The following is an 18293-nucleotide window of genomic DNA, read 5'->3' as shown; positions in this document are numbered from 1 at the left end:
TTCCATATGCGCCGAATCGCGGATCGGCGGCCCCCGCCTTCACCCTTCGCCCGGCGTCAGCCGACCCTTTTGGCAATGGTAGACGATCCGTTCGTTGGGCTGGGCCGGGAGCAAGGCGGAAAGATCGTTCCGCAAGGCGGCGATTTTCGCGAGCAGGGCGGAATCGCCCCCGCATCCCTTGATGGCGCCGCCGCCAAGCGCGCGGGCCTTGGCCATGGTGTCGATGTCGGGCAGCCAGCGCTGGACCCGGAGCGTGCCGGTCGCGGGGTCGAAGCGGCTGACGGTCACGTAATTATGATCGTCGGGAACCGCGGCCCGCTGCCAGCCGGTGCCGGAGGAGACATATTGGGTGTCGCCGTCGACGCAGCCGCCCTCCGCCCAGTGGAAGGCTATGTCGTTGGGCTGGGATATGGTGAGGCGGCTGCGGTTCATGTCCACCCGGCAGACATTGTCGCCCGCCCAGGCATAGGCGCTGTTGCCCGTGACGCTCACGTCCTCCGGCAACTTGATCCGTTCCTCTATGCTGGAGAAGCTGGGCTTGAGGAAGAACAGTCCGATCGCCGCGAACAGCAGGACGCCGCCGCCCGCCAGCCACCAGGTCGCGCGCCTTTCCCGGCCCTGGCTGTAGAGCAGGCCGCCCGCGCCCAAGCCAAGCACCGCCAGCGCCAGCAGCACGGCCGCGCCCGCCATCGCGTTCTCCCGGGCGGAGATGACGTCGCGTTCGGCTGTGTCGCGGGCCTTGTCCAGCGCAGCTTCGCGGGCGTCGGCGCGGGCGCGCTCCGACTGTTCGCTGCGCGCCTCCTCCCGCTGGGTGAGGGCGGCTTCGGCGGCGTCCGCCTCCGCCATGGAGCGGCAGGGGACGATGGTGTGCAGCGAGGAAACCCCCGCCTGCCGCAGGAAGGAGGCGACCTCCCGCCAGGACACGGCGAATCCGAATTCCGCGTCATTGCCGTCGGAGACCGACCCGAAGCTGTTGACACCCAGCACCCGGCCGCAATCGTCCACCAGCGGCCCGCCGCTGTTTCCCGCCGCCAGCGGCGCGGTGTGCAGCACCGTGTCGAAATTCCGGCTGGCCCGGCCGGAGGAGACATTGCCGCTGGTCTTCACCGTGCCGAGCGGTTCCACCAACTGCTTGAGGCCAAGGCCCTGCGCGCGGTCCACCGTGCCGGGATAGCCGATGGCGGTCACATGCTGCCCGTCGCTCACCGCCCCGGCATAGAAGGTGCTGACGGGCAGCCGGCCTTCCTCCAACTGGATCAGCGCCAGGTCGTTGCCGGGCGAGAAGGCGATGATCCGGCCGCCATAGGTCCTGGTCCCCTCCGAAGGGATGACGCCGATGACGAGATCCTTCTCCTCCCGCGTCAGTTCGACCACATGGGCGTTGGTGACGATCTTGTCCGGCGCGACCGCGAAGCCGCTGCCATGGCCGACGAAATAGGCTTCGGAGCCGTTGGTCGCGACCAGCACGATGCGGACGACGCCGCGCGCGGCGGCGGCGATGTCCTGCTGTTCGGCGCGCGCGCCCGTCGGTCCGGCAAGAGCCAGGAGGGCGGCCAGCAGAGGGGCGAGGCGACGGAACAGTGCGACCATGATTGGCGGCATTCATATGCGATGGTGGGATTGAGGCAATGCGCAAAAAGCGCGAAACCGCTTTTTGACCGCAAGCGGCGGGAAGCCTGGTGCGTCGGGTGCGGCTATCGCCTATTCATGAGCGAGATGAGACAGATCGACGCACCGATGCAGGCGATGCCCGACGCCGATGTCTGCTGGAATGCCTTTCTGAGGCGCGACCGCGGCTTTGACGGGCGGTTCGTGGGGGCTGTGCTGACCACCGGCATCTATTGCAAGCCCAGTTGCGCGGCGCGGCATCCCCGGCGGGAGAATATGATCTTCCTGGCCGATCCGGAGGCGGCGCGGGCGGCGGGTTTCCGCGCCTGCCTGCGCTGCCGCCCCGACGAGGTGGGGCGCGACCGGCTGGCGGTGGAGGCGGCCGTCGCCTTCATCGCCGCCGCGCCGACGCCGCCCTCGCTGGAGGAGGTGGCGGCGCATGCGGGCTATGCGCCGCATCATTTCCACCGCCTGTTCAAGCGGGAGACGGGGATGACGCCCGCCGCCTATGCCCGGTCGCTGCGCGCCGAGCGGCTGAAAAGCGCGCTGGAGGAGGGCGGCAGCGTCACTGGCGCGATCTATGAGGCGGGCTATAACGCGCCCAGCCGCGCCTATGCCGATGCGGAGCGGCATCTGGGCATGACGCCCAGCGCCTGGAAGGACGGTGGACGGGGCGCGGCGATTCGCCATGCGGTGGTGCCGACCGGCCTGGGTCCGGTGCTGGTGGCTGGCACGGCGCGGGGGCTGTGCCGGATCAGCTTCGACGAGGGGGAGGCGGATTTGCGCCGGCGCTTCCCGAAGGCGGAGATATTGCCGGCCGATGAGGGGCTGGCGGCGCTGGCGGCGCAGGTCGCGCGGCTGATCGACGATCCGGCGGCACCGCCCGACTTGCCGATGGACGTCAGCGGAACCGCCTTCCAGCAGGCGGTGTGGGCCGCGTTGCGCGCCATCCCGCCGGGCGAGACCCGGACCTATGGCGAAATCGCGGCGGCGATCGGCAGGCCCGGCGCGGTGCGGGCGGCCGGGACGGCCTGCGGCGACAATAATCTTGCCGTGCTGATCCCCTGCCACCGGGTCTTGCGCAGCGACGGCAGCCTGGGCGGCTATGCCTATGGGACGCAACGCAAGCGGGCCTTGCTGGAGCGGGAAAGGCCCCTCGGCCGCGCCTTGATCACATGAAGCTGTAGGGATCGACGTCGACCGCGACCCGCGTTCCGGATTTCCAGGTGAGATTGCCCAGCCATTCGCTTATGGCCCGCTGCACGTCGACCTGCCGGGCGGCGTGGATCAGCAGGCGATGGCGATGCCGACCGCGCAGCACCGACAGCGGGGCGGGGGCGGGTCCGTAAACGCGCATCCCGTCGATCGAGGGGGCGGATTTGCCGATCAGCCGGGCGACCTCGGCGGCTTCGTCGGCATCCTCGCTGGACACGATGATCGCGGCGAAGCGGCCGAAGGGCGGGACGTTGGCGCGGCGGCGATTTTCCGTCTCCACTTCGTAGAAACGCTCCGAATCGCCCGCGATCAGGGCCTGGATCACCTCCGCCTCCGGCATGCGGGTCTGGATGAAGACGCGGCCGGGCTTCTGCCCTCGCCCGGCGCGGCCCGCCACCTGCACGATCTGCTGGAAGGTGCGTTCCGACGCGCGCAGGTCGCCGCCCTCCAGCCCCAGATCGGCGTCGATCACCCCCACCAGCGTCAGGTTGGGGAAATGATAGCCCTTGGTGACGAGCTGGGTGCCGATGATGATGTCGACCGCGCCCGCCTCCACCGACTTCACGAATTCGGCGACCTTGGCGGGGGACCAGAGCGTGTCGGAGGTGACGATGGCGGTGCGCGCCTGCGGCCAGAGCGCCTTCACCTCGTCCGCGATCCGCTCCACGCCGGGGCCGCAGGCGACCAGGCTGTCCTCCTCCTTGCATTCGGGGCAGAAGCGGGGGGCGGGGACGACATGGCCGCAATGATGGCAGGCGAGGCGGTGGGTCAGCCGATGCTCGACCATCCAGGCGGTGCAATTGGGGCATTGGAAACGATAGCCGCAATGGCGGCACAGCGTCAGCGGCGCATAGCCCCGGCGGTTGAGGAAGAGCAGGCTCTGCTCGCCCTTTCCCATGGTCTCGTCGATGGCGCGGACCAGCGGGGGGGCGATCCAGCGGCCGCGTTCCGGCGGGTCGGTCAGCAGGTTGATGCCCTTGATCTCCGGCATTGTCGCGCCGCCGAAGCGGGAGGGGAGCTTGATCTCCTTGTAACGGCCCAGTTCCACCTGATGCCGCGTCTCTATGGCGGGGGTGGCGGAGGCGAGGATGATGGGGAATTTCTCGATCAGGCCGCGCATCACCGCCACGTCGCGGGCGTGATAATGGACCCCGTCCTCCTGCTTGAAGCTGGCCTCATGCGCTTCGTCGACCACGATCAGGCCCAGATTGGGATAGGGCAGGAACAGGGCGGAGCGGGCGCCGACCACCACCGACGCCTCGCCCGCCGCGATGGCCCGCCAGGCGCGCCGCCGCTCGCTCTGGCGCAGGCCGCTGTGCCAGTTGACCGGCACCGTGCCGAAGCGCTTTTCGAAACGCTCCAGAAACGGTTCGGTCAGCGCGATTTCAGGGAGCAGCACCAGCACCTGCCGTCCCTCCCGGACGGCGGCGGCTATCGCCTCGAAATAGACCTCCGTCTTGCCCGATCCGGTCACGCCGTCGAGCAGGAAGGGGGCGAAGGTCCGTTCCCTGACCGCCGCGATGAACTGGTCGGCGGCCGCGCCCTGCTTGTCGGATAATAGCGGCGGGGCATGGTCGGGATTCGGCATGGGGAAGGGCGTGTCGACACTGACCTCCACCGCCTCGAACGCGCCCGCCTTGACGAGGCCGCGGATCACCGCGTCGCTGACCCCGCCGATCAGCGCCAGTTCGCGGATCAGCCCCTGCCGTTCCCCGATGCGCTCCATGGCCTGCGCGCGCTGTTCGGTTATGCGGTCGGGAAGGTCGCCCGTGGCGCGATATTCGATGACCGTCCGCGCCCCCTCCAGCGCCGCCATGGAAGCCAGCGTCATGCGCAGCACGGCGGCGATGGGGGCGAGATAATAGTCCGCCGTCCATTCGATCAGGCGGCGCAGCGTTTCGGGCACTGGCGGCGCGTCGACCGGCCCCACGATGTTGCGCAGGCGGTTGTCGCCCACTGTCTCGATTTCGGGAAAGCTGTCCTCGTCCCACACCACGCCGACGATCTGGCGCGGACCCAGCGGCGCGACGACGATGCTGCCGGGCTGCACGCTCATCCCGTGCGACACGCGATAGTCCAGCGGCCCCAGGGCGGCGTTCAGCAGGATGACACGGGCGCGCGAACTCATGGCCCCTTCCCTAATGGCAGGGGCGGGCGAGGCAAGGCAGAAGCGTCAGATCCTCCAGCTCAATGTCAGCCAGGGGATGTGCGCCACCGCATCGGGGCGGCCATCGCGGAATGTCTGCTGCCGCATGTAGAGCAGTTGCGCGTCCAGCGCCTTGCCGATCGGATGGCGCAGGCCGATCTGGTTGCGCAGGACGGCAAGGCCCAGCCTGTCGCCGGGGCGGGCGCGGTTCAGGTGGAACATGAATTCTGCCGCCGCGATCAGCGTCCACCGCTTCGCCGCGTCGAGCGGCACCGAAGCCTGCGCCCGCTGCCGCAGCCGCCAGCTTGCCCCGTCGGCCGTATCGAAGAAGCGCTGCTCGATCCGGGTACGGCTCACCCAGACGCCTTTCGTCAGCGTCACCTGCTGGAACAGCCGCATCTCCTGTTCCGGCCCGGACCGGAAATAGGCTAGCCCGCCGCCGACCTGCACCGCCTTTGCAATGCGATGGTCGATCAGGACGCGCACCGTCTGCTGCTCGCCATTGGAGGAGGCCTTGCGGAAACGCTGGCTGAGGTCGAGCGACACGATGTCCGCATCGCTTGCCTGCACGACCAGCGATTCGGTCATCCAGAACTGGTTTTCCGGGTTGGCGGCAAGGGCGGGCGGGGCGGCCAGCAGGCCGACGGGGATCAGCGCGTCCGATATGTGGCGGGGACGCTGGCGGCGGAGCATGGATCGGTCCTTTGGAAAGGTGCCGCCGTCATAATGTCGCGCCGTGCGGCAGGTAAAGGGGCTGCGTCCGGCAATAATGGCTAATCCGTCAGGGAGCGGCTAAAGGGAAGGCGATTCGACCTTTCCTCCGCCGGAGCAGACCCCATGAAGTTCTTTGTCGACACCGCCGACACCAACGAAATCCGCGACCTTGCCGCCACCGGGCTGCTCGACGGCGTGACCACCAACCCCTCGCTGATCCACAAGTCGGGGCGCAAGTTCCTGGAAGTGGTGGAGGAAATCTGCGGCATCGTGGATGGCCCGGTCTCGGCGGAGGTCGTCGCGCTCGACCATGAGACGATGATGAAGGAAGCCGCCGTCCTGCGGAAGATCGCCGACAATGTCTGCATCAAGGTGCCGCTGACCATCGACGGCCTGAAGACCTGTAAGGCGCTGACGGGCGAGGGCGTGATGGTGAACGTCACCCTCTGCTTCTCCGCCAACCAGGCGTTGCTGGCGGCGAAGGCGGGCGCGACCTTCATCTCGCCCTTCGTCGGGCGGCATGACGACAATGGCTTCGACGGCATGAAGCTGATCGAGGACATCCGCCTGATCTACGACAATTATGCCTTCGCCACCGAAATATTGGTGGCCAGCGTCCGCCACCCGATCCATGTGCTGGAAAGCGCCAAGATCGGCGCCGACGTGATGACCGCGCCGCCCTCCGTCATCAAGGCGCTGTTCAACCATGTGCTGACCGAAAAGGGCATTGCCGGCTTCCTGGCGGATTGGGAAAAGACCGGGCAGTCGGTTCTGTAATTCCGGCATTGAACTGGGCTCCTGCCTGCGCAGGAGCGCGGTGGCATATCTTTTCCGTCGCAACTCCTGGCCGGGCGGTTCATTCTCTTCCCAAAGGAGAGAGCCGATGTTCGTCGCGGTCTATTGGTGGCGCGTCCACCCCGGCAAGGAGGATCAGTTCCGCAAGGCCTGGCGCCGGGGAACCGACCTGATCCGCGAGAAATATGGCAGCTACGGTTCGCGCCTGCACCGAGACGCCGACGGCCGCTTCGTGGGCTATGCCGAATGGCCGGACGAGGCGACCTGGCGCGCGGCGTTCGACCGGAAGATGGTCTATGACGACCCCGAAACCCGCGCCGCCTTCGTCGACGCCATCGCAGAAGTGCCGGCCGACGCCGATCCCATCTTCACCATGACGGTGACGGACGACCTGCTACTGCGCTCGGCGGGAGGGCCGGAGGAATGAGGATTTTCCATGATTGCCCTTTGCGAACGGCTGAGGGCGTCGATGCTGCCTCGGACGGGGACATTCCGTGATTTCGGGAATTGGCCAGTTGCGGTCATTAGTTTCCCGTCACCCCGGGCTTGACCCGGGGTCCCGCTTTCTTGTCTGAGTGCCGCGCCTCGTCCAAGACAGCGGGACCCCGGATCAAGTCCGGGGTGACGAATAGAGGGAGGGGTGACGAATAGGGGATTGGCGGCTTCCCACCCAGGTCACTCCGCATCAACGCCGTCTAATGTTCGTCCAGTTTCGCCAGAAGGTCGAGCATGTCGTCGGGAACCGCCCCGCCGCCTGCGCGGAAGGTCGAACGCAACGCATTGCCGATGCCCTCATAGGGCTGCGGCACGCCGATGTTCAGGACGCGGCGGATCGCGCCGTCCTGAACCCGGGCCGACCGGCTAAAGGGTTTTCGTTGCATTTCCATGGTGGAATAACTGCCCAGCCGCGCAAAAGTTTCTGGCGTTCGTCACGATGGCACGCAATATCGGCTCCATTATGGGAGATTCATGGTGACGGACCGTCTGGCGGTCGCGGCGAGGATCAGGGCGCATTCGCCCTTCCTGGCCCGGCAATGGGATCGCTTTCCGGATGTCGCCGATCTGGTCGGGAGCGGGGACTTCGAGGGCGCCTGGGCCGCCGCGCAGCGGGTGGCGGCGCCTGATGACGGCATCGCCCGGTCGCTGAGGCGCAGGCGCGGCGCGGTGGCGCTGGTGACGGCCGCCGCCGATCTGGCGGGCGCCTGGGGACTGGACCGGGTCACGCGCACCCTGTCGGACTTTGCCGACCAGGCCCTGGAGGAGGCGCTGGCCGCCGCCATGGCGGAGCGCTATCCAGATGCGGAGAAGCGCGGTTTCGTCGTGCTGGCGCTGGGCAAGCATGGCAGCCGGGAACTGAACTATTCATCGGACATCGACCCGATCCTGCTCTACGATCCCAGGACGCTGCCCCATGGCGAGCGGGAAGATCCGGCGGACGCGGCCGTGCGCATCGGCCGGCGGGTCAGCGAACTGCTGAATGCCCGCGACGGCGACGGCTATGTGTTCCGCGTCGACCTTCGCCTGCGCCCCTCTCCGGAGGCGACGCCGATCGCCCTGCCGGTGGAAGCGGCGATCGGCTACTATGAATCGACCGCGCTCGGCTGGGAGCAGGCGGCGTTCATCCGGGCGCGGCCGGCGGCGGGCGACCTGGCGCTCGGCGATTATTTCATGCAGGCGATCCGCCCCTTCGTCTGGCGGCGCAGCCTGGATTTCGGGGCCATCGACGCGATCACCGACATTTCGCGCCGCATCCGCGACCATTATTCGCAGGGGCAGGCCTTCGGGCCGGGATATGACCTCAAGCGCGGACGCGGCGGCATAAGGGAGGTCGAATTCTTCGCGCAGGTGCACCAGCTTATCCATGGCGGGCGCGATCCCTCGCTGCGGTCGGGCAATACGCGCGAGGCCTTGCGCGCCCTGGCGGCGGCGGGCGTGTTCGAAGCGGAGGTCGCCGCGAAGCTGGACGAAGCCTATGTCCTCTTCCGCACCGTCGAGCATCGATTGCAGATGGTGGAGGATCGCCAGACCCATGAACTGCCCAAGTCGGCCGAGGCGATGGACAATGTCGCGCGCCTGCACGGGCTGGAGCATGGCGGAGCGCTGCTCGACCTGCTGCGCCCGCATGTGCAGTGGGTGGGCGGCAATTACGACCGGCTGACCCCTGCGGCTCCCGGCGAATCGCTGTCGCTGGACGAGGATCGATTGAAGGCGCAGCTTGCCGAACTGGGCTTTGCCGATCCGGAAACGCCGCTGGCGCGGATAGCGCGCTGGCGTTCGGGCACGGTCCGGGCGCTGCGCAGCGGCGCGTCGCGGGAGGCGCTGGAGCAATTGCTGCCTGGGCTGATGCGCACGCTGGCGGCGGCGCCCGATCCGGCGCGGGCGCTCAACCGGCTGGACGACCTGATCGGGCGGCTGCCGAGCGCGATCAACTTCTTCAAGCTGCTGGCGGCGCGCCCCGGCCTTGTGGAACTGCTGGCCGAACTGCTGAGCCATGCGCCGACGCTGGCCGACGCGCTGGGGCGGCGGGCGGAGCTGCTCGACGGGCTGATCGACACCTCCGCCTTCGACCCGCCGCCGCCTGTCGGGATATTGGCCGCCCAGTTCGCGCGGCTGGAGGAGGGGGAGGATTATCAGGCGCTGCTGGACCGGGTGCGCCAGCGGGTGAACGACCGCCGCTTCGCCCTGGGCGCGCAGATCATCCGGGGCGGCGATCCGCTGGAGGCGGGTCGGGGCTATAGCCGCGTCGCCGAAGCCGCGATCGAGGCGCTCACGGCCGCTACCGTCGCGGAGTTCGAGCGCGCCCATGGAAAGGTGCCGGGCGGCGAGATGGTGATCCTGGCGCTGGGCAGGCTGGGCGGCGGGGTGCTGACCCATGCGTCCGACCTCGACCTCGTCTATCTCTTCACCGGCAGCTTCGAAACCGAATCTGATGGGGCGAAGCCGCTGGGCGCGACGCAATATTTCAACCGGCTCGGCCAGCGCATCACCAATGCCCTGTCGGTGCAAACGGCGGCGGGGCCGCTGTACGAGGTCGACACCCGCCTTCGCCCCTCCGGCGCGCAAGGCCTGCTGGCGGTCAGCCTCGACAGCTTCGCCCGCTACCAGCGGGAGGAGGCCTGGACCTGGGAGCATCTGGCGCTCACCCGCGCCCGCCCGGTCTTCGGCTCCGACGCGGCGCGGGCGGCGCTGGGCGCGATCCTGACCGAGACGCTGGAGCGGCCGCGCGATTTCAACGAGCTGGCGCGCCATGCGGTGAAGATGCGCGGCGACATCGCCCGGCACAAGCCGCCCGCAAGCGATCTGGACGTGAAGCTGGTGCCGGGCGGGCTGGTCGACCTGGAATTCCTGATCCACATCACCCAGTTCCGCCATAATATGGCGTTCGACCCGGATTTGCGCGCCGCGCTGGAGCAGCTTGCGGCGGCCGGCCACCTGCCGGGCGAATTGATCCCGGCCCACGATCTCATCACCCGCTTTCTCGTCGTTTCCCGCCTCGTTTCGCCGAAATCGACGGAGCCTCCGCACGCCACGCGGCCTCTGGTGGCGCGGGCTTGCGGCGTCGAAAGCTGGGATGCGCTGCTTGAAAGCTACGGCGAGGCCCGGCAAAGGGTGGGTGACGCATGGGCGGCGCTGGCCGCGCCCTTCAAGGAGGAATGACGATGCTGGACGTGGGCGATGCCGTGCCGGAAGTGACGCTGAAGGATGCGGACGGCGCGGATTTCACCCTGGCGCGCTACAGGGGCAAGCCGCTGGTCGTCTATTTCTATCCCAAGGCGGACACGCCCGGCTGCACCAGCGAAGCCAGGGACTTCACGGCGCTGGCGGCCGATTTCGCGGCGTTGGGCATGCCGGTCGTCGGCATATCGAAGGACAAGCCGGCCAGGCTCAAGAAATTCGCGGAGAAATATGGCCTCGCCGTCACGCTCGCCTCCGACGAGACGGGCGCGATGTGCGAAGCCTTCGGCACCTGGGTCGAAAAGTCGCTCTATGGCCGCAAATATATGGGGATCGAGCGGGCGACCTTCCTGGTCGGCGCCGATGGGAAGATCTTGCGCGCCTGGCCCAAGGTGAAGGTCAAGGGGCACGCCGCCGAAGTGCTGGAGGCCGGACAGGGCCTTTGACGCTGCCCGTTTCCATCGACAGCGTCGGCGCGGCATGCGCCCATGTGCTGCTGACCCCCGATCCGCTGGCCAAGCTGATGGCGGCGCGGGCCGCGGCGCGGAACTGGCGGCTGGGGCGGCTGGCGCATCGTTTCGACGCCGTCATGCCGGAACGGCCCGCGCGCCCCGAACTGCCCGAACTGCTGCCGCCCAACCGCATGCCCAAGCGCGGCAGGATCGGTTCGGAACGGGCGCGGATCGCGATGCTGCACGCGCTGGCCCATATCGAATTCGTGGCCATCGACCTCGCCTTCGACCTGATCGGGCGGTTCGGAGCGGAATTCCCGCGGGAATTCACCGGCGAATGGATGCGGGTGGGCGCTGACGAGGCGATGCATTTCGCGCTGCTCGACCGGCGGCTGCGGCAGTTCGGCAGCCATTACGGCGCCCTGCCGGCGCATGACGGGCTGTGGCAGGCGGCGAGCGAGACGGCGCATGATGCGCTCGCCCGCCTGGCCATCGTGCCGATGGTGCTGGAGGCGCGGGCGCTGGACATCACGCCCGCCACCATCGTCCGCTTCCGGGACGCGGGGGACGAAGCGTCGGCGCGCATGTTGCAGCGGATCATGACCGATGAAATCCGCCACGTCTCCGCCGGGACGACATGGTTCGGCCATGCGACGAAGCGAATGGGGCTGAACCCCGCAAATCATTACCAAATCCTTGTGAAACGCCACTTTCGGGGGGCGTTGAAGCCGCCGTTCAACGACTCGGCGCGCCGACAAGCCGGTTTAACGCGGGAATTTTACACTCCGCTTGCACAATGAGCCGCGACATGTCCTCTTGCGGACAGCGGGTGGCGGCATCAGCCGCATTTTGTAAACGTGGGGATAGGCCGAGGGGCGCAAAGCCTCCGGTCGAGAGTCGGGGTCGGCATGTTGGTTCTACAGTTTGAAAATGCGCGCGTTGCGCGATGGTTCCGTTCTGCACTTAAAATTGCCGGAGCGATGGGCATGGCAGGCGCGCTCTGCGCCGCCGTCCCGGCCCAGGCCAAGGCGGACGAGGACGATCCCTATGGCGATGCGTCGGAAATCAACACCAGCGCGCTCGGCCCGGCCGATGTCGGCTTTTCCAACCTCTTCTCCAGCCTCCAGCGGCTCGACGGCCAGGCGAAGTCGGCCAATTACATCCCCTCCGGCCGTCCGGTCGAGAAACTCTCCCTGACCTCCAATTTCGGCGTCCGTTCCGACCCGTTCAACGGCGGCGCCCGGATGCACAAGGGCATCGACATCCCCGGTCCCACGGGAACCCGGATCTACGCGACCGCCGACGGCATCGTCAGCCGCGCCGGATGGGCCAGCGGCTATGGCAACCTGGTCCAGATTTCGCATGGCGGCGGCATGGAAACGCGCTACGGCCATATGTCGAAGCTGCTGGTCTCCCCCAACAGCTATGTCCATCGCGGCCAGTTGATCGGCCTCATGGGCTCGACCGGCCGCTCGACGGGCAGCCATCTGCATTATGAAGTGCGCGTCGACGGCCAGGCGATCAACCCGATCCCCTTCGTCGCCGGCCCCGACTATCTGGTGGCGATGAACACCAAGCCGCCGATCGCCATCGGCGGCCCGACCAAGGCCCAGGAAAAGGCGGCGGACTGAGCCGGCCGATGTCTCTTTACCAAGGCCCGGCAGGCGAGAGCTTGTCGGGCCTTTTGCTTGATCCTATTTAAGCGCGATGACCGACATCGATCTCACATCCTCCGCCGCTGCCCGCGTGGCCGCCATAGCCGCCAAGCAGGGCAAGCCCGCCATCCTGCGCCTGGCTGTCGAAGGCGGCGGCTGTTCGGGCTTCCAATATCGCTTCGGCCTGGCCGAAGCGGTTGAGGCGGATGACATCATGGTCGAGCGCGACGGCGTGACGCTGGTGGTGGACGATGTCAGCATCGATCTGGTGCGCGGATCGGCGGTCGATTTCGTCTCCGATCTGGGCGGCAAGGCGTTCAAGGTCACGAACCCCAACGCCACCGCCGGTTGCGGATGCGGCACCAGCTTTTCGATTTAAAATCTGTCCCGCCCTTGTCGGAGGGGGTCTCTCCTCTTTAGGGATGCGCGCAGGGAGATTTCGGCCATGCGCATCGCCACCTTCAACATCAACGGGATCAAGGCGCGCCTGCCGCGCCTGCTGGAGTGGCTGGACGAGACGCGCCCCGACATCGCCTGCCTGCAGGAGATCAAGACATCCGACGACACGTTCCCGGTCAGGGATATTGAGGATGTCGGCTATGGCGCGATCTGGCACGGGCAAAAGGGGTTCAACGGGGTCGCGATACTGGCGCGGGGAGAGACGCCGGTGGAGGTCCGCCGGGGCCTGGAGGGGGAGCCGGAGGACGAGCATAGCCGCTATCTGGAAGCCGATGTGAAGGGGCTGCGCGTCGCCAGCATCTACCTGCCCAACGGCAATCCGCAGCCGGGGCCGAAATTCGACTACAAGCTGCGCTGGATGAAGCGCCTGCGCGACCGCGCCGCGCAAATCTGGGCGGAGGAAGTGCCGGCGATCCTGGCGGGCGATTACAACGTCATTCCGCGCGACAGGGACGTCTATTCGGTCAAGGCGATGGCCGAAGACGCGCTGATGCAGCCCGAAAGCCGCGCCGCCTATCGCCGCCTGTTGGGCGACGGATGGACCGACGCCATCGCTTCCCGGCATCCGGCGGGCAGGGTATGGACCTATTGGGACTATCAGATGAACGCCTGGCCGCGCGACGCGGGGTTCCGGATCGATCACCTGCTGCTCAGTCCCGCCGCCGCCGACCGGCTGATCGACGCGCAGGTCGACAAGGATTTCCGAGGGCGGGAAAAGGCGAGCGACCATGCCCCGACCTGGGTGGAACTGTCGTAACCTGCTTTGACGACATTTTTCTCCCCTCCCGTAGACGGGAGGGGCCGGGGGTGGGTCGCCGCGCCAGCGGCGTCCTTCCCTAACCGAGAAGGCGGAAGCTCCCCCGGATCAAGTCCGGGGTCGCGCCCACCCCCTAACCCCCTCCCGCCTGCGGGAGGGGGAATGACGGCGAACCACCCTTCACCCCTTCGCCGCCTCCGCCACCTTGATGCCCGGCAAGGCCGCTGGATCGGCCATGTCCTGTCCGATCCACGCGCCCCCCTGGCGGAAATAAGCGACATGATGCCCGCGCTGGAAACTGGCGCCGTCCCAGACCACCACCTGCAATTCGATCTCGTCATGGCGGTGGACGTGCAGCCAGTTGAAGCTCTGCGGCTCGGCATTGCGGAGGCGGGTGGAGGTCGCCGTTCCCGCCTGGATCACCAGCGCGCCGCCGGCATGGGCCACCATCCTGTCCGCCGCCTCCGCATAGGTGCGGTGGAAATGGCCGGCCAGCGCGATGTGGATGCCTGCCTCGGCCGCCGCGCGCACGGCGTCCTCATGCCGTCCGACGGCCTCGCTCAATTCCCCGCCCTTGCCGATCGGCATGGCGAAAAGGGGGTGATGGGTGACGAGGATGCGCGTCTTTTCCGGCGCGACCGACGCGAAGCTGGCGCGAAGCATGTCCATCTGGTCATGGTTGATCCGCCCATCCTTGATCGTCAGCGACCGCGCCGTGTTGAGGCCCAGTATCGCGACCGCGTCATCCTGGAAAAAGGGGCAGAGGTCATTGCTGATATAGCGCTTGTACCGGCGCAGCGGCGCCCCGAAGCGGCGCGCAAGATCATAGAGCGGAACGTCGTGATTGCCCGGAACGACCAGCAATTCCATGCCCGCCGCCCGCAGCCGGTTGAGCCAGGCGGCGGCCTGCCGGAACTGTTCGGGCCTTGCGCGCTGGGTGAAGTCGCCGCTGATGACCACCAGGTCCGGGCGATGCCGTTGCAGCCAGGCTTCGGTGGCGGCGACGATGCGGGGATCATGGGCGCCGAAATGGACGTCCGACAGATGAGCGATGCGGGCCATCACCCATGAACGGGCAAGCCGCTTTATGGTTTCGGACCTTGCGGCGCAGTTGCGTGTTGTTGAGGCATGGGAACGACATCGCCGCCCGCCAAGGATCTGCCCCGTGAGGCGGTGCTGATCGTCAATGTGCATTCCCGCCGGGGGGAGGCCCTGTTCAAGGACGCCAGGGCCAGGCTGGAGGAAGCGGGGCTGCGCCTGATCGCCGCGCATGCGGTGAGGGAGCCGGAACGATTGCAGGAAACGGTGCGCGATGCCGTCGCGGACGGCGCGCCGATGGTGATCGTCGGCGGCGGCGACGGATCGCTTTCCGGGACAGTCGACGAACTGGTGGGCAAGGATTGCGTCTTCGGCGTGTTGCCGCTGGGCACGGCGAACAGTTTTGCGCGCACCCTGGGCATACCGCTCGACCTGGAGGGGGCGGTGGCGGCCATATCCAGCGGCCGGCGGCGGCGCATCGACCTGGGCATGATCGACCGGGACTATTTCGTGAATGCGGCCTCGCTGGGCCTGTCGCCCCGGATCGGGGAGACGGTGCCGCACAAGCTGAAGCGCTATCTGGGGCGGATCGGCTATCTGCTCTGGGCGGTCAAATGCTCCATAGGGTTCCGCGCTTTCCGGCTGATGCTGGACGATGGGGTCAGGCAGCGCCGGATGTGGGCGACAGAGGTGCGCATCCTCAACGGCCCCTATCATGGCGGGGTGGAACTGTCCGACCAGGCCGCTGTGGACACGGGGGAAATCGTGGTCCAGGCGGTGGTGGGCCGCAGCCATGCGCGGCTCGCCTGGGACTGGTACGCCAAATTCTTCAAGCTGCGCGACCGGGACGCGCAGACGGAGGAGTTTCGCGGCAAGGCTTTCCGGATCGAAACGGTGCCGCCGCAGCGCATTTCCATCGACGGCGAGGTGCTGGCGAAGACGCCCGCGACAATCAGGATCGCGCCCGGAGCGGTGGATGTGGCCGTGCCCTGAGCGAGACTTTAATTGCCCGGAAATGGCCGATAACTGACGTTGAAATCCTCCCTGCGCGAAGCGTGGGGAGGGGGACCAGCCGTAGGCTGGTGGAGGGGAAATTCGAAGGTCGCGCCATTTCCCCTCCACCATGCTTCGCATGGTCCCCCTCCCCATCTCCCGATGGGGAGGAATAGGATAGGTCCGCTAACCACGCAAATCGACCAGCCGGTAAATTCCGAATTCGACCGCCGTCTAGGGTGTGTGGGGATTCAGTTCAGGGCGCGGCGAAAATAGTGGATTTCGAGAACCTCGAAACGAGGCGCGTGACTCGTTTCGACGGAGCGTACTTAAGTACGTGAGCACCGGAAGCGGAGAAAGCCGCTATTTGCAGCCCGCCATGGACTGAATCCCCACACACCCTAAAGTGCCTTCTCATATAGCTGATAGACCTTGTTCACCTTGCTCTCGATGGCGTCGGCGATGGCGTTCATGCCCTGATTGTCGTCCAGCACCCAGCCGATCTCGCCCCTGGTCGCGCCATAATTGGCGATGGCGGCGCGGCGGATATATTCGATCATCATGAAGGCGAGCTGACTCGCCAGGCGCGACGATTGCAGCCGCTGCACCACGCCCATCAGCGGCACCCGCATGGTCCGCACCTGGGGCTTGCGCAGCCACCAGAGCAGCTTCGCCCAGCCGAAGGGGAAGAGCGAGCCGTTGAGCGGCGCTATCGCCTCATTGAGGTCGGGCAGCGTCATCATGAACGCCACCGGCTCCCCTTCCAGTTCCGCGATCATGATCAGGTCGTTGAACACGATGGGCTTCAACTGCTTGCCGAAATGCGCGACTTCCTCGTCGGTGATCGGTACGAAACCCCAATTATTGCCCCAGGCGTCGTTCAATATGGCCAGGATGATCGCAGCCTCGCTGTCGAATTTCGACTTGTCGACCTTGCGGATGCGGATGCGTTCATTCTTCTCGCCCGACTGGACGATGCGCTGGATCAGCGGCGGGAAGGGCTGGGTGATGTCCAGTTCATAGGTTTTGAGCTGCTTGACCGGGCTATAGCCCGCGCCTTCGACCATGGCCTGATATTCGGGCCTGGCATGGCCCATCATCACCGTCGGCCTGTGGTCGAAGCCCTGTATCAGCAGCCCCGGCTCCTCCCATATGGACAGCGAGATCGGCCCCAGGGCGCGGGTCATGCCCTTGGCGCGCAGCCATCCCTCCGCCGTCGCGATCAGGGCCGCGCCGGTTTCTGCGTCCTCCGCCTCGAACAGGCCGAAATTGCCCGTGCCCGGTCCCATGCCCTGTTCGGCGGGCTGGGCCAGCGCCAGATGATCGAGATGGGCCGACACGCGCCCGACCACCCTGCCGCCCCGGCGCGCCAGGAAATATTGCGCCTCCGCATGACCGAAAAAGGGGTTCTTGCCCGGCGTGATCAGGCTGTAGACCTCATCCTTCAGCGGCGGCACCCAATGGGGATCGTCGGCATAAAGCCGCCAGGGCAGGTCCACGAAAGCCTTGCGGTCCGCCTTGGACATGACGGGGGTGATCACCAGTTCGTTATTGGCCACGGCGGGGGGAGCTTTCGCAAGAGCAGGGGAGTTGGATCAGGACGGATCGTCGCTTGTTTCGGGAATGTCAATCGGGACATGAACGGATCGGATCGGGATGACGAAATCGTCATGTTGCTGCCCCAATTGCAGCGCATTTACCCTTTAGGAACCACGGCATGACTGTGCACGATCCCCTTATTGCAGCCGCGTCGCGGACGCGAAGCGCGATCCCCGACGATGCGGCGATGCTGCGCGCGGCGGCCGACCTGACCCGCGAACTGTCGACGGCGCGGCCCGCCATCTACTGGCCCGACATGCTGGCGTCTGCCCTTGTCGGCTATGCGGCGCTGGCCGGGGCGATCCTGACCGACAATAGCGCGCTCATGCTGGCGTTCGGACTGGCGGCGATGCTGGCGCTCTACCGCGCCGCGAGCTTCATCCATGAACTGACCCATATCCGCAAGGGCGCGCTGCCCGGCTTCCGCTTCGGCTGGAACCTGATCGTCGGCATTCCGCTGATGATCCCCAGCTTCATGTATGAGGAAGTGCATACGCAGCATCATGCCCGCACCCGCTACGGCACGGCGAGCGATCCGGAATATCTGCCGCTGGCGCTGATGAAGCCCTGGTCGCTGCCCTTGTTCATCCTGGTGGCGTCGCTGGCCCCCGTCGGCCTGATCCTGCGCTTCGGCCTGCTGACGCCGCTCAGCCTGGTCGTCCCGCCATTGCGGCGAAGGATCGTGGCGGAATTTTCCGCGCTTTCCATCAACCCCGCCTATCGCCGCCGCGCGCCGGAGGGGGATTTCGCCCGCCAATGGGCCTGGCAGGAAGCGGGCGCCAGCCTGTTCGCGCTGGCGCTGGTCGGCAGCGTCTTCGCCTTCGGGTGGAAGCCGCTGCTCACCTATATGGCGGTGCATTCTGGCATGACCGTCATCAACCAGCTTCGCACGCTGGTCGCGCATCTCTGGGAAAATGAGGGCGATGCGATGACCGTCACCGCGCAATATCTGGATTCGGTGAATGTGCCGCCGCCATCGCCCTTCGCGGCGATCTGGGCGCCGGTGGGCCTGCGCTACCACGCGCTGCACCACCTGCTGCCGAGCGTGCCCTATCATGCGCTGGGCGAGGCGCATAAGCGGCTGGTCGCAACGCTGGCGAGCGATTCGCCCTATCATCGGGGCAATTACCCCGGCATGTGGCCGCTGGTCGGGAAGATAGCGCGTTCGACGATGGGGAAGCGCTAAT

Annotated in this window: 17 protein-coding genes; 11 read left to right on the top strand and 6 right to left on the bottom strand. The window is 67.0% G+C overall.

Translation table 11 applies throughout. From position 1 onward, the window contains the following. Nucleotides 1-39: 39 nt before the first annotated feature. Complete coding sequence (locus tag Sj15T_RS09815; protein ID WP_013040859.1) at nucleotides 40-1590, bottom strand: serine protease; 1551 nt, start codon at nucleotides 1588-1590, stop codon at nucleotides 40-42. 117 nt (nucleotides 1591-1707) lie between these two features. Here Sj15T_RS09815 and ada point away from each other — a divergent pair, with 117 nt between their 5' ends. Beyond that, nucleotides 1708-2787 carry a bifunctional DNA-binding transcriptional regulator/O6-methylguanine-DNA methyltransferase Ada gene (gene ada, locus Sj15T_RS09810; RefSeq protein WP_041386540.1) on the top strand — a complete coding sequence of 360 codons (1080 nt, stop codon included), beginning with the start codon at nucleotides 1708-1710 and terminating at the stop codon, nucleotides 2785-2787. On the opposite strand, the gene Sj15T_RS09805 is transcribed toward ada, so the two are convergent. Both Sj15T_RS09805 and Sj15T_RS09800 read right to left on the bottom strand, forming a co-directional pair. After that, nucleotides 2780-4951 carry a primosomal protein N' gene (locus Sj15T_RS09805; protein ID WP_013040857.1) on the bottom strand — a complete coding sequence of 724 codons (2172 nt, stop codon included), beginning with the start codon at nucleotides 4949-4951 and terminating at the stop codon, nucleotides 2780-2782. The genes ada and Sj15T_RS09805 overlap by 8 nt on opposite strands. Nucleotides 4952-4996: 45 nt before the next feature. After that, nucleotides 4997-5662, bottom strand: coding sequence for a DUF2490 domain-containing protein (locus Sj15T_RS09800; RefSeq protein WP_013040856.1), 666 nt, complete (start codon nucleotides 5660-5662; stop codon nucleotides 4997-4999). 144 nt (nucleotides 5663-5806) lie between these two features. Here Sj15T_RS09800 and fsa point away from each other — a divergent pair, with 144 nt between their 5' ends. Next, nucleotides 5807-6460, top strand: a complete 654-nt coding sequence (gene fsa, locus Sj15T_RS09795) for a fructose-6-phosphate aldolase (protein WP_013040855.1) — start codon at nucleotides 5807-5809, stop codon at nucleotides 6458-6460. Nucleotides 6461-6566: 106 nt separating this feature from the next. Continuing rightward, nucleotides 6567-6905: an antibiotic biosynthesis monooxygenase gene (locus Sj15T_RS09790; RefSeq protein WP_013040854.1), complete on the top strand. Its 339-nt coding sequence runs from the start codon at nucleotides 6567-6569 to the stop codon at nucleotides 6903-6905. Between the two features lie 268 nt (nucleotides 6906-7173). On the opposite strand, the gene Sj15T_RS09785 is transcribed toward Sj15T_RS09790, so the two are convergent. Continuing rightward, nucleotides 7174-7365: a hypothetical protein gene (locus Sj15T_RS09785; protein ID WP_013040853.1), complete on the bottom strand. Its 192-nt coding sequence runs from the start codon at nucleotides 7363-7365 to the stop codon at nucleotides 7174-7176. A gap of 82 nt (nucleotides 7366-7447) precedes the next feature. Between Sj15T_RS09785 and Sj15T_RS09780 the strand changes: the two genes are divergently transcribed. The 6 genes from Sj15T_RS09780 (at nucleotide 7448) to xth (ending at nucleotide 13476) form a co-directional block, all read left to right on the top strand. Beyond that, complete coding sequence (locus Sj15T_RS09780) at nucleotides 7448-10135, top strand: bifunctional [glutamine synthetase] adenylyltransferase/[glutamine synthetase]-adenylyl-L-tyrosine phosphorylase (RefSeq protein ID WP_013040852.1); 2688 nt, start codon at nucleotides 7448-7450, stop codon at nucleotides 10133-10135. Nucleotides 10136-10137: 2 nt separating this feature from the next. Further along, nucleotides 10138-10599: a thioredoxin-dependent thiol peroxidase gene (gene bcp / locus Sj15T_RS09775; protein WP_013040851.1), complete on the top strand. Its 462-nt coding sequence runs from the start codon at nucleotides 10138-10140 to the stop codon at nucleotides 10597-10599. Next, nucleotides 10596-11405 (top strand): ferritin-like domain-containing protein, encoded by an 810-nt coding sequence (locus Sj15T_RS09770; protein ID WP_013040850.1) that lies wholly within the window; start codon nucleotides 10596-10598, stop codon nucleotides 11403-11405. The genes bcp and Sj15T_RS09770 overlap by 4 nt, the downstream gene beginning before the upstream one ends. A gap of 108 nt (nucleotides 11406-11513) precedes the next feature. Continuing rightward, nucleotides 11514-12236, top strand: a complete 723-nt coding sequence (locus Sj15T_RS09765) for a M23 family metallopeptidase (RefSeq protein ID WP_338057847.1) — start codon at nucleotides 11514-11516, stop codon at nucleotides 12234-12236. Nucleotides 12237-12312: 76 nt separating this feature from the next. Then, a complete protein-coding gene (gene erpA / locus Sj15T_RS09760; protein WP_007683676.1) occupies nucleotides 12313-12639 on the top strand; it encodes an iron-sulfur cluster insertion protein ErpA in 327 nt (108 codons plus the stop codon). Between the two features lie 66 nt (nucleotides 12640-12705). Beyond that, complete coding sequence (gene xth / locus Sj15T_RS09755; RefSeq protein ID WP_013040848.1) at nucleotides 12706-13476, top strand: exodeoxyribonuclease III; 771 nt, start codon at nucleotides 12706-12708, stop codon at nucleotides 13474-13476. A gap of 180 nt (nucleotides 13477-13656) precedes the next feature. Here the strand turns inward: xth and Sj15T_RS09750 are convergent, their stop codons facing one another. Next, nucleotides 13657-14538, bottom strand: a complete 882-nt coding sequence (locus tag Sj15T_RS09750; RefSeq protein ID WP_013040847.1) for a metallophosphoesterase — start codon at nucleotides 14536-14538, stop codon at nucleotides 13657-13659. A gap of 66 nt (nucleotides 14539-14604) precedes the next feature. Here Sj15T_RS09750 and Sj15T_RS09745 point away from each other — a divergent pair, with 66 nt between their 5' ends. Further along, nucleotides 14605-15507 (top strand): diacylglycerol kinase family protein, encoded by a 903-nt coding sequence (locus Sj15T_RS09745; RefSeq protein ID WP_013040846.1) that lies wholly within the window; start codon nucleotides 14605-14607, stop codon nucleotides 15505-15507. Between the two features lie 401 nt (nucleotides 15508-15908). Here the strand turns inward: Sj15T_RS09745 and Sj15T_RS09740 are convergent, their stop codons facing one another. Continuing rightward, the gene (locus Sj15T_RS09740) at nucleotides 15909-17066 is read right to left on the bottom strand and encodes a hypothetical protein (protein WP_013040845.1); all 1158 of its coding nucleotides are present in this window, start codon (nucleotides 17064-17066) and stop codon (nucleotides 15909-15911) included. 158 nt (nucleotides 17067-17224) lie between these two features. Here Sj15T_RS09740 and Sj15T_RS09735 point away from each other — a divergent pair, with 158 nt between their 5' ends. Next, the gene (locus tag Sj15T_RS09735) at nucleotides 17225-18292 is read left to right on the top strand and encodes a fatty acid desaturase (RefSeq protein WP_013040844.1); all 1068 of its coding nucleotides are present in this window, start codon (nucleotides 17225-17227) and stop codon (nucleotides 18290-18292) included. The last annotated feature ends 1 nt before the right edge of the window (nucleotide 18293 follow it).

Origin of the sequence: Sphingobium sp. TA15 (assembly GCF_037101235.1) — a bacterium.
Taxonomy (GTDB): Bacteria; Pseudomonadota; Alphaproteobacteria; order Sphingomonadales; family Sphingomonadaceae; genus Sphingobium; species Sphingobium indicum.
The sequence above is the reverse complement of the archived record's forward strand: the minus strand, read 5'-3'. Positions and strand labels throughout refer to the sequence as shown.

What these genes read in the sequence shown, in the direction of transcription:
- Sj15T_RS09815 (WP_013040859.1), bottom strand. Translation starts at nt 1,590, where the DNA reads ATGGTCGCACTGTTCCGTCGCCTCGCCCCTCTGCTGGCCGCCCTCCTG.
- ada (WP_041386540.1), top strand. Translation starts at nt 1,708, where the DNA reads ATGAGCGAGATGAGACAGATCGACGCACCGATGCAGGCGATGCCCGAC.
- Sj15T_RS09805 (WP_013040857.1), bottom strand. Translation starts at nt 4,951, where the DNA reads ATGAGTTCGCGCGCCCGTGTCATCCTGCTGAACGCCGCCCTGGGGCCG.
- Sj15T_RS09800 (WP_013040856.1), bottom strand. Translation starts at nt 5,662, where the DNA reads ATGCTCCGCCGCCAGCGTCCCCGCCACATATCGGACGCGCTGATCCCC.
- fsa (WP_013040855.1), top strand. Translation starts at nt 5,807, where the DNA reads ATGAAGTTCTTTGTCGACACCGCCGACACCAACGAAATCCGCGACCTT.
- Sj15T_RS09790 (WP_013040854.1), top strand. Translation starts at nt 6,567, where the DNA reads ATGTTCGTCGCGGTCTATTGGTGGCGCGTCCACCCCGGCAAGGAGGAT.
- Sj15T_RS09785 (WP_013040853.1), bottom strand. Translation starts at nt 7,365, where the DNA reads ATGGAAATGCAACGAAAACCCTTTAGCCGGTCGGCCCGGGTTCAGGAC.
- Sj15T_RS09780 (WP_013040852.1), top strand. Translation starts at nt 7,448, where the DNA reads ATGGTGACGGACCGTCTGGCGGTCGCGGCGAGGATCAGGGCGCATTCG.
- bcp (WP_013040851.1), top strand. Translation starts at nt 10,138, where the DNA reads ATGCTGGACGTGGGCGATGCCGTGCCGGAAGTGACGCTGAAGGATGCG.
- Sj15T_RS09765 (WP_338057847.1), top strand. Translation starts at nt 11,514, where the DNA reads ATGTTGGTTCTACAGTTTGAAAATGCGCGCGTTGCGCGATGGTTCCGT.
- erpA (WP_007683676.1), top strand. Translation starts at nt 12,313, where the DNA reads ATGACCGACATCGATCTCACATCCTCCGCCGCTGCCCGCGTGGCCGCC.
- xth (WP_013040848.1), top strand. Translation starts at nt 12,706, where the DNA reads ATGCGCATCGCCACCTTCAACATCAACGGGATCAAGGCGCGCCTGCCG.
- Sj15T_RS09750 (WP_013040847.1), bottom strand. Translation starts at nt 14,538, where the DNA reads ATGGCCCGCATCGCTCATCTGTCGGACGTCCATTTCGGCGCCCATGAT.
- Sj15T_RS09745 (WP_013040846.1), top strand. Translation starts at nt 14,605, where the DNA reads ATGGGAACGACATCGCCGCCCGCCAAGGATCTGCCCCGTGAGGCGGTG.
- Sj15T_RS09735 (WP_013040844.1), top strand. Translation starts at nt 17,225, where the DNA reads ATGACTGTGCACGATCCCCTTATTGCAGCCGCGTCGCGGACGCGAAGC.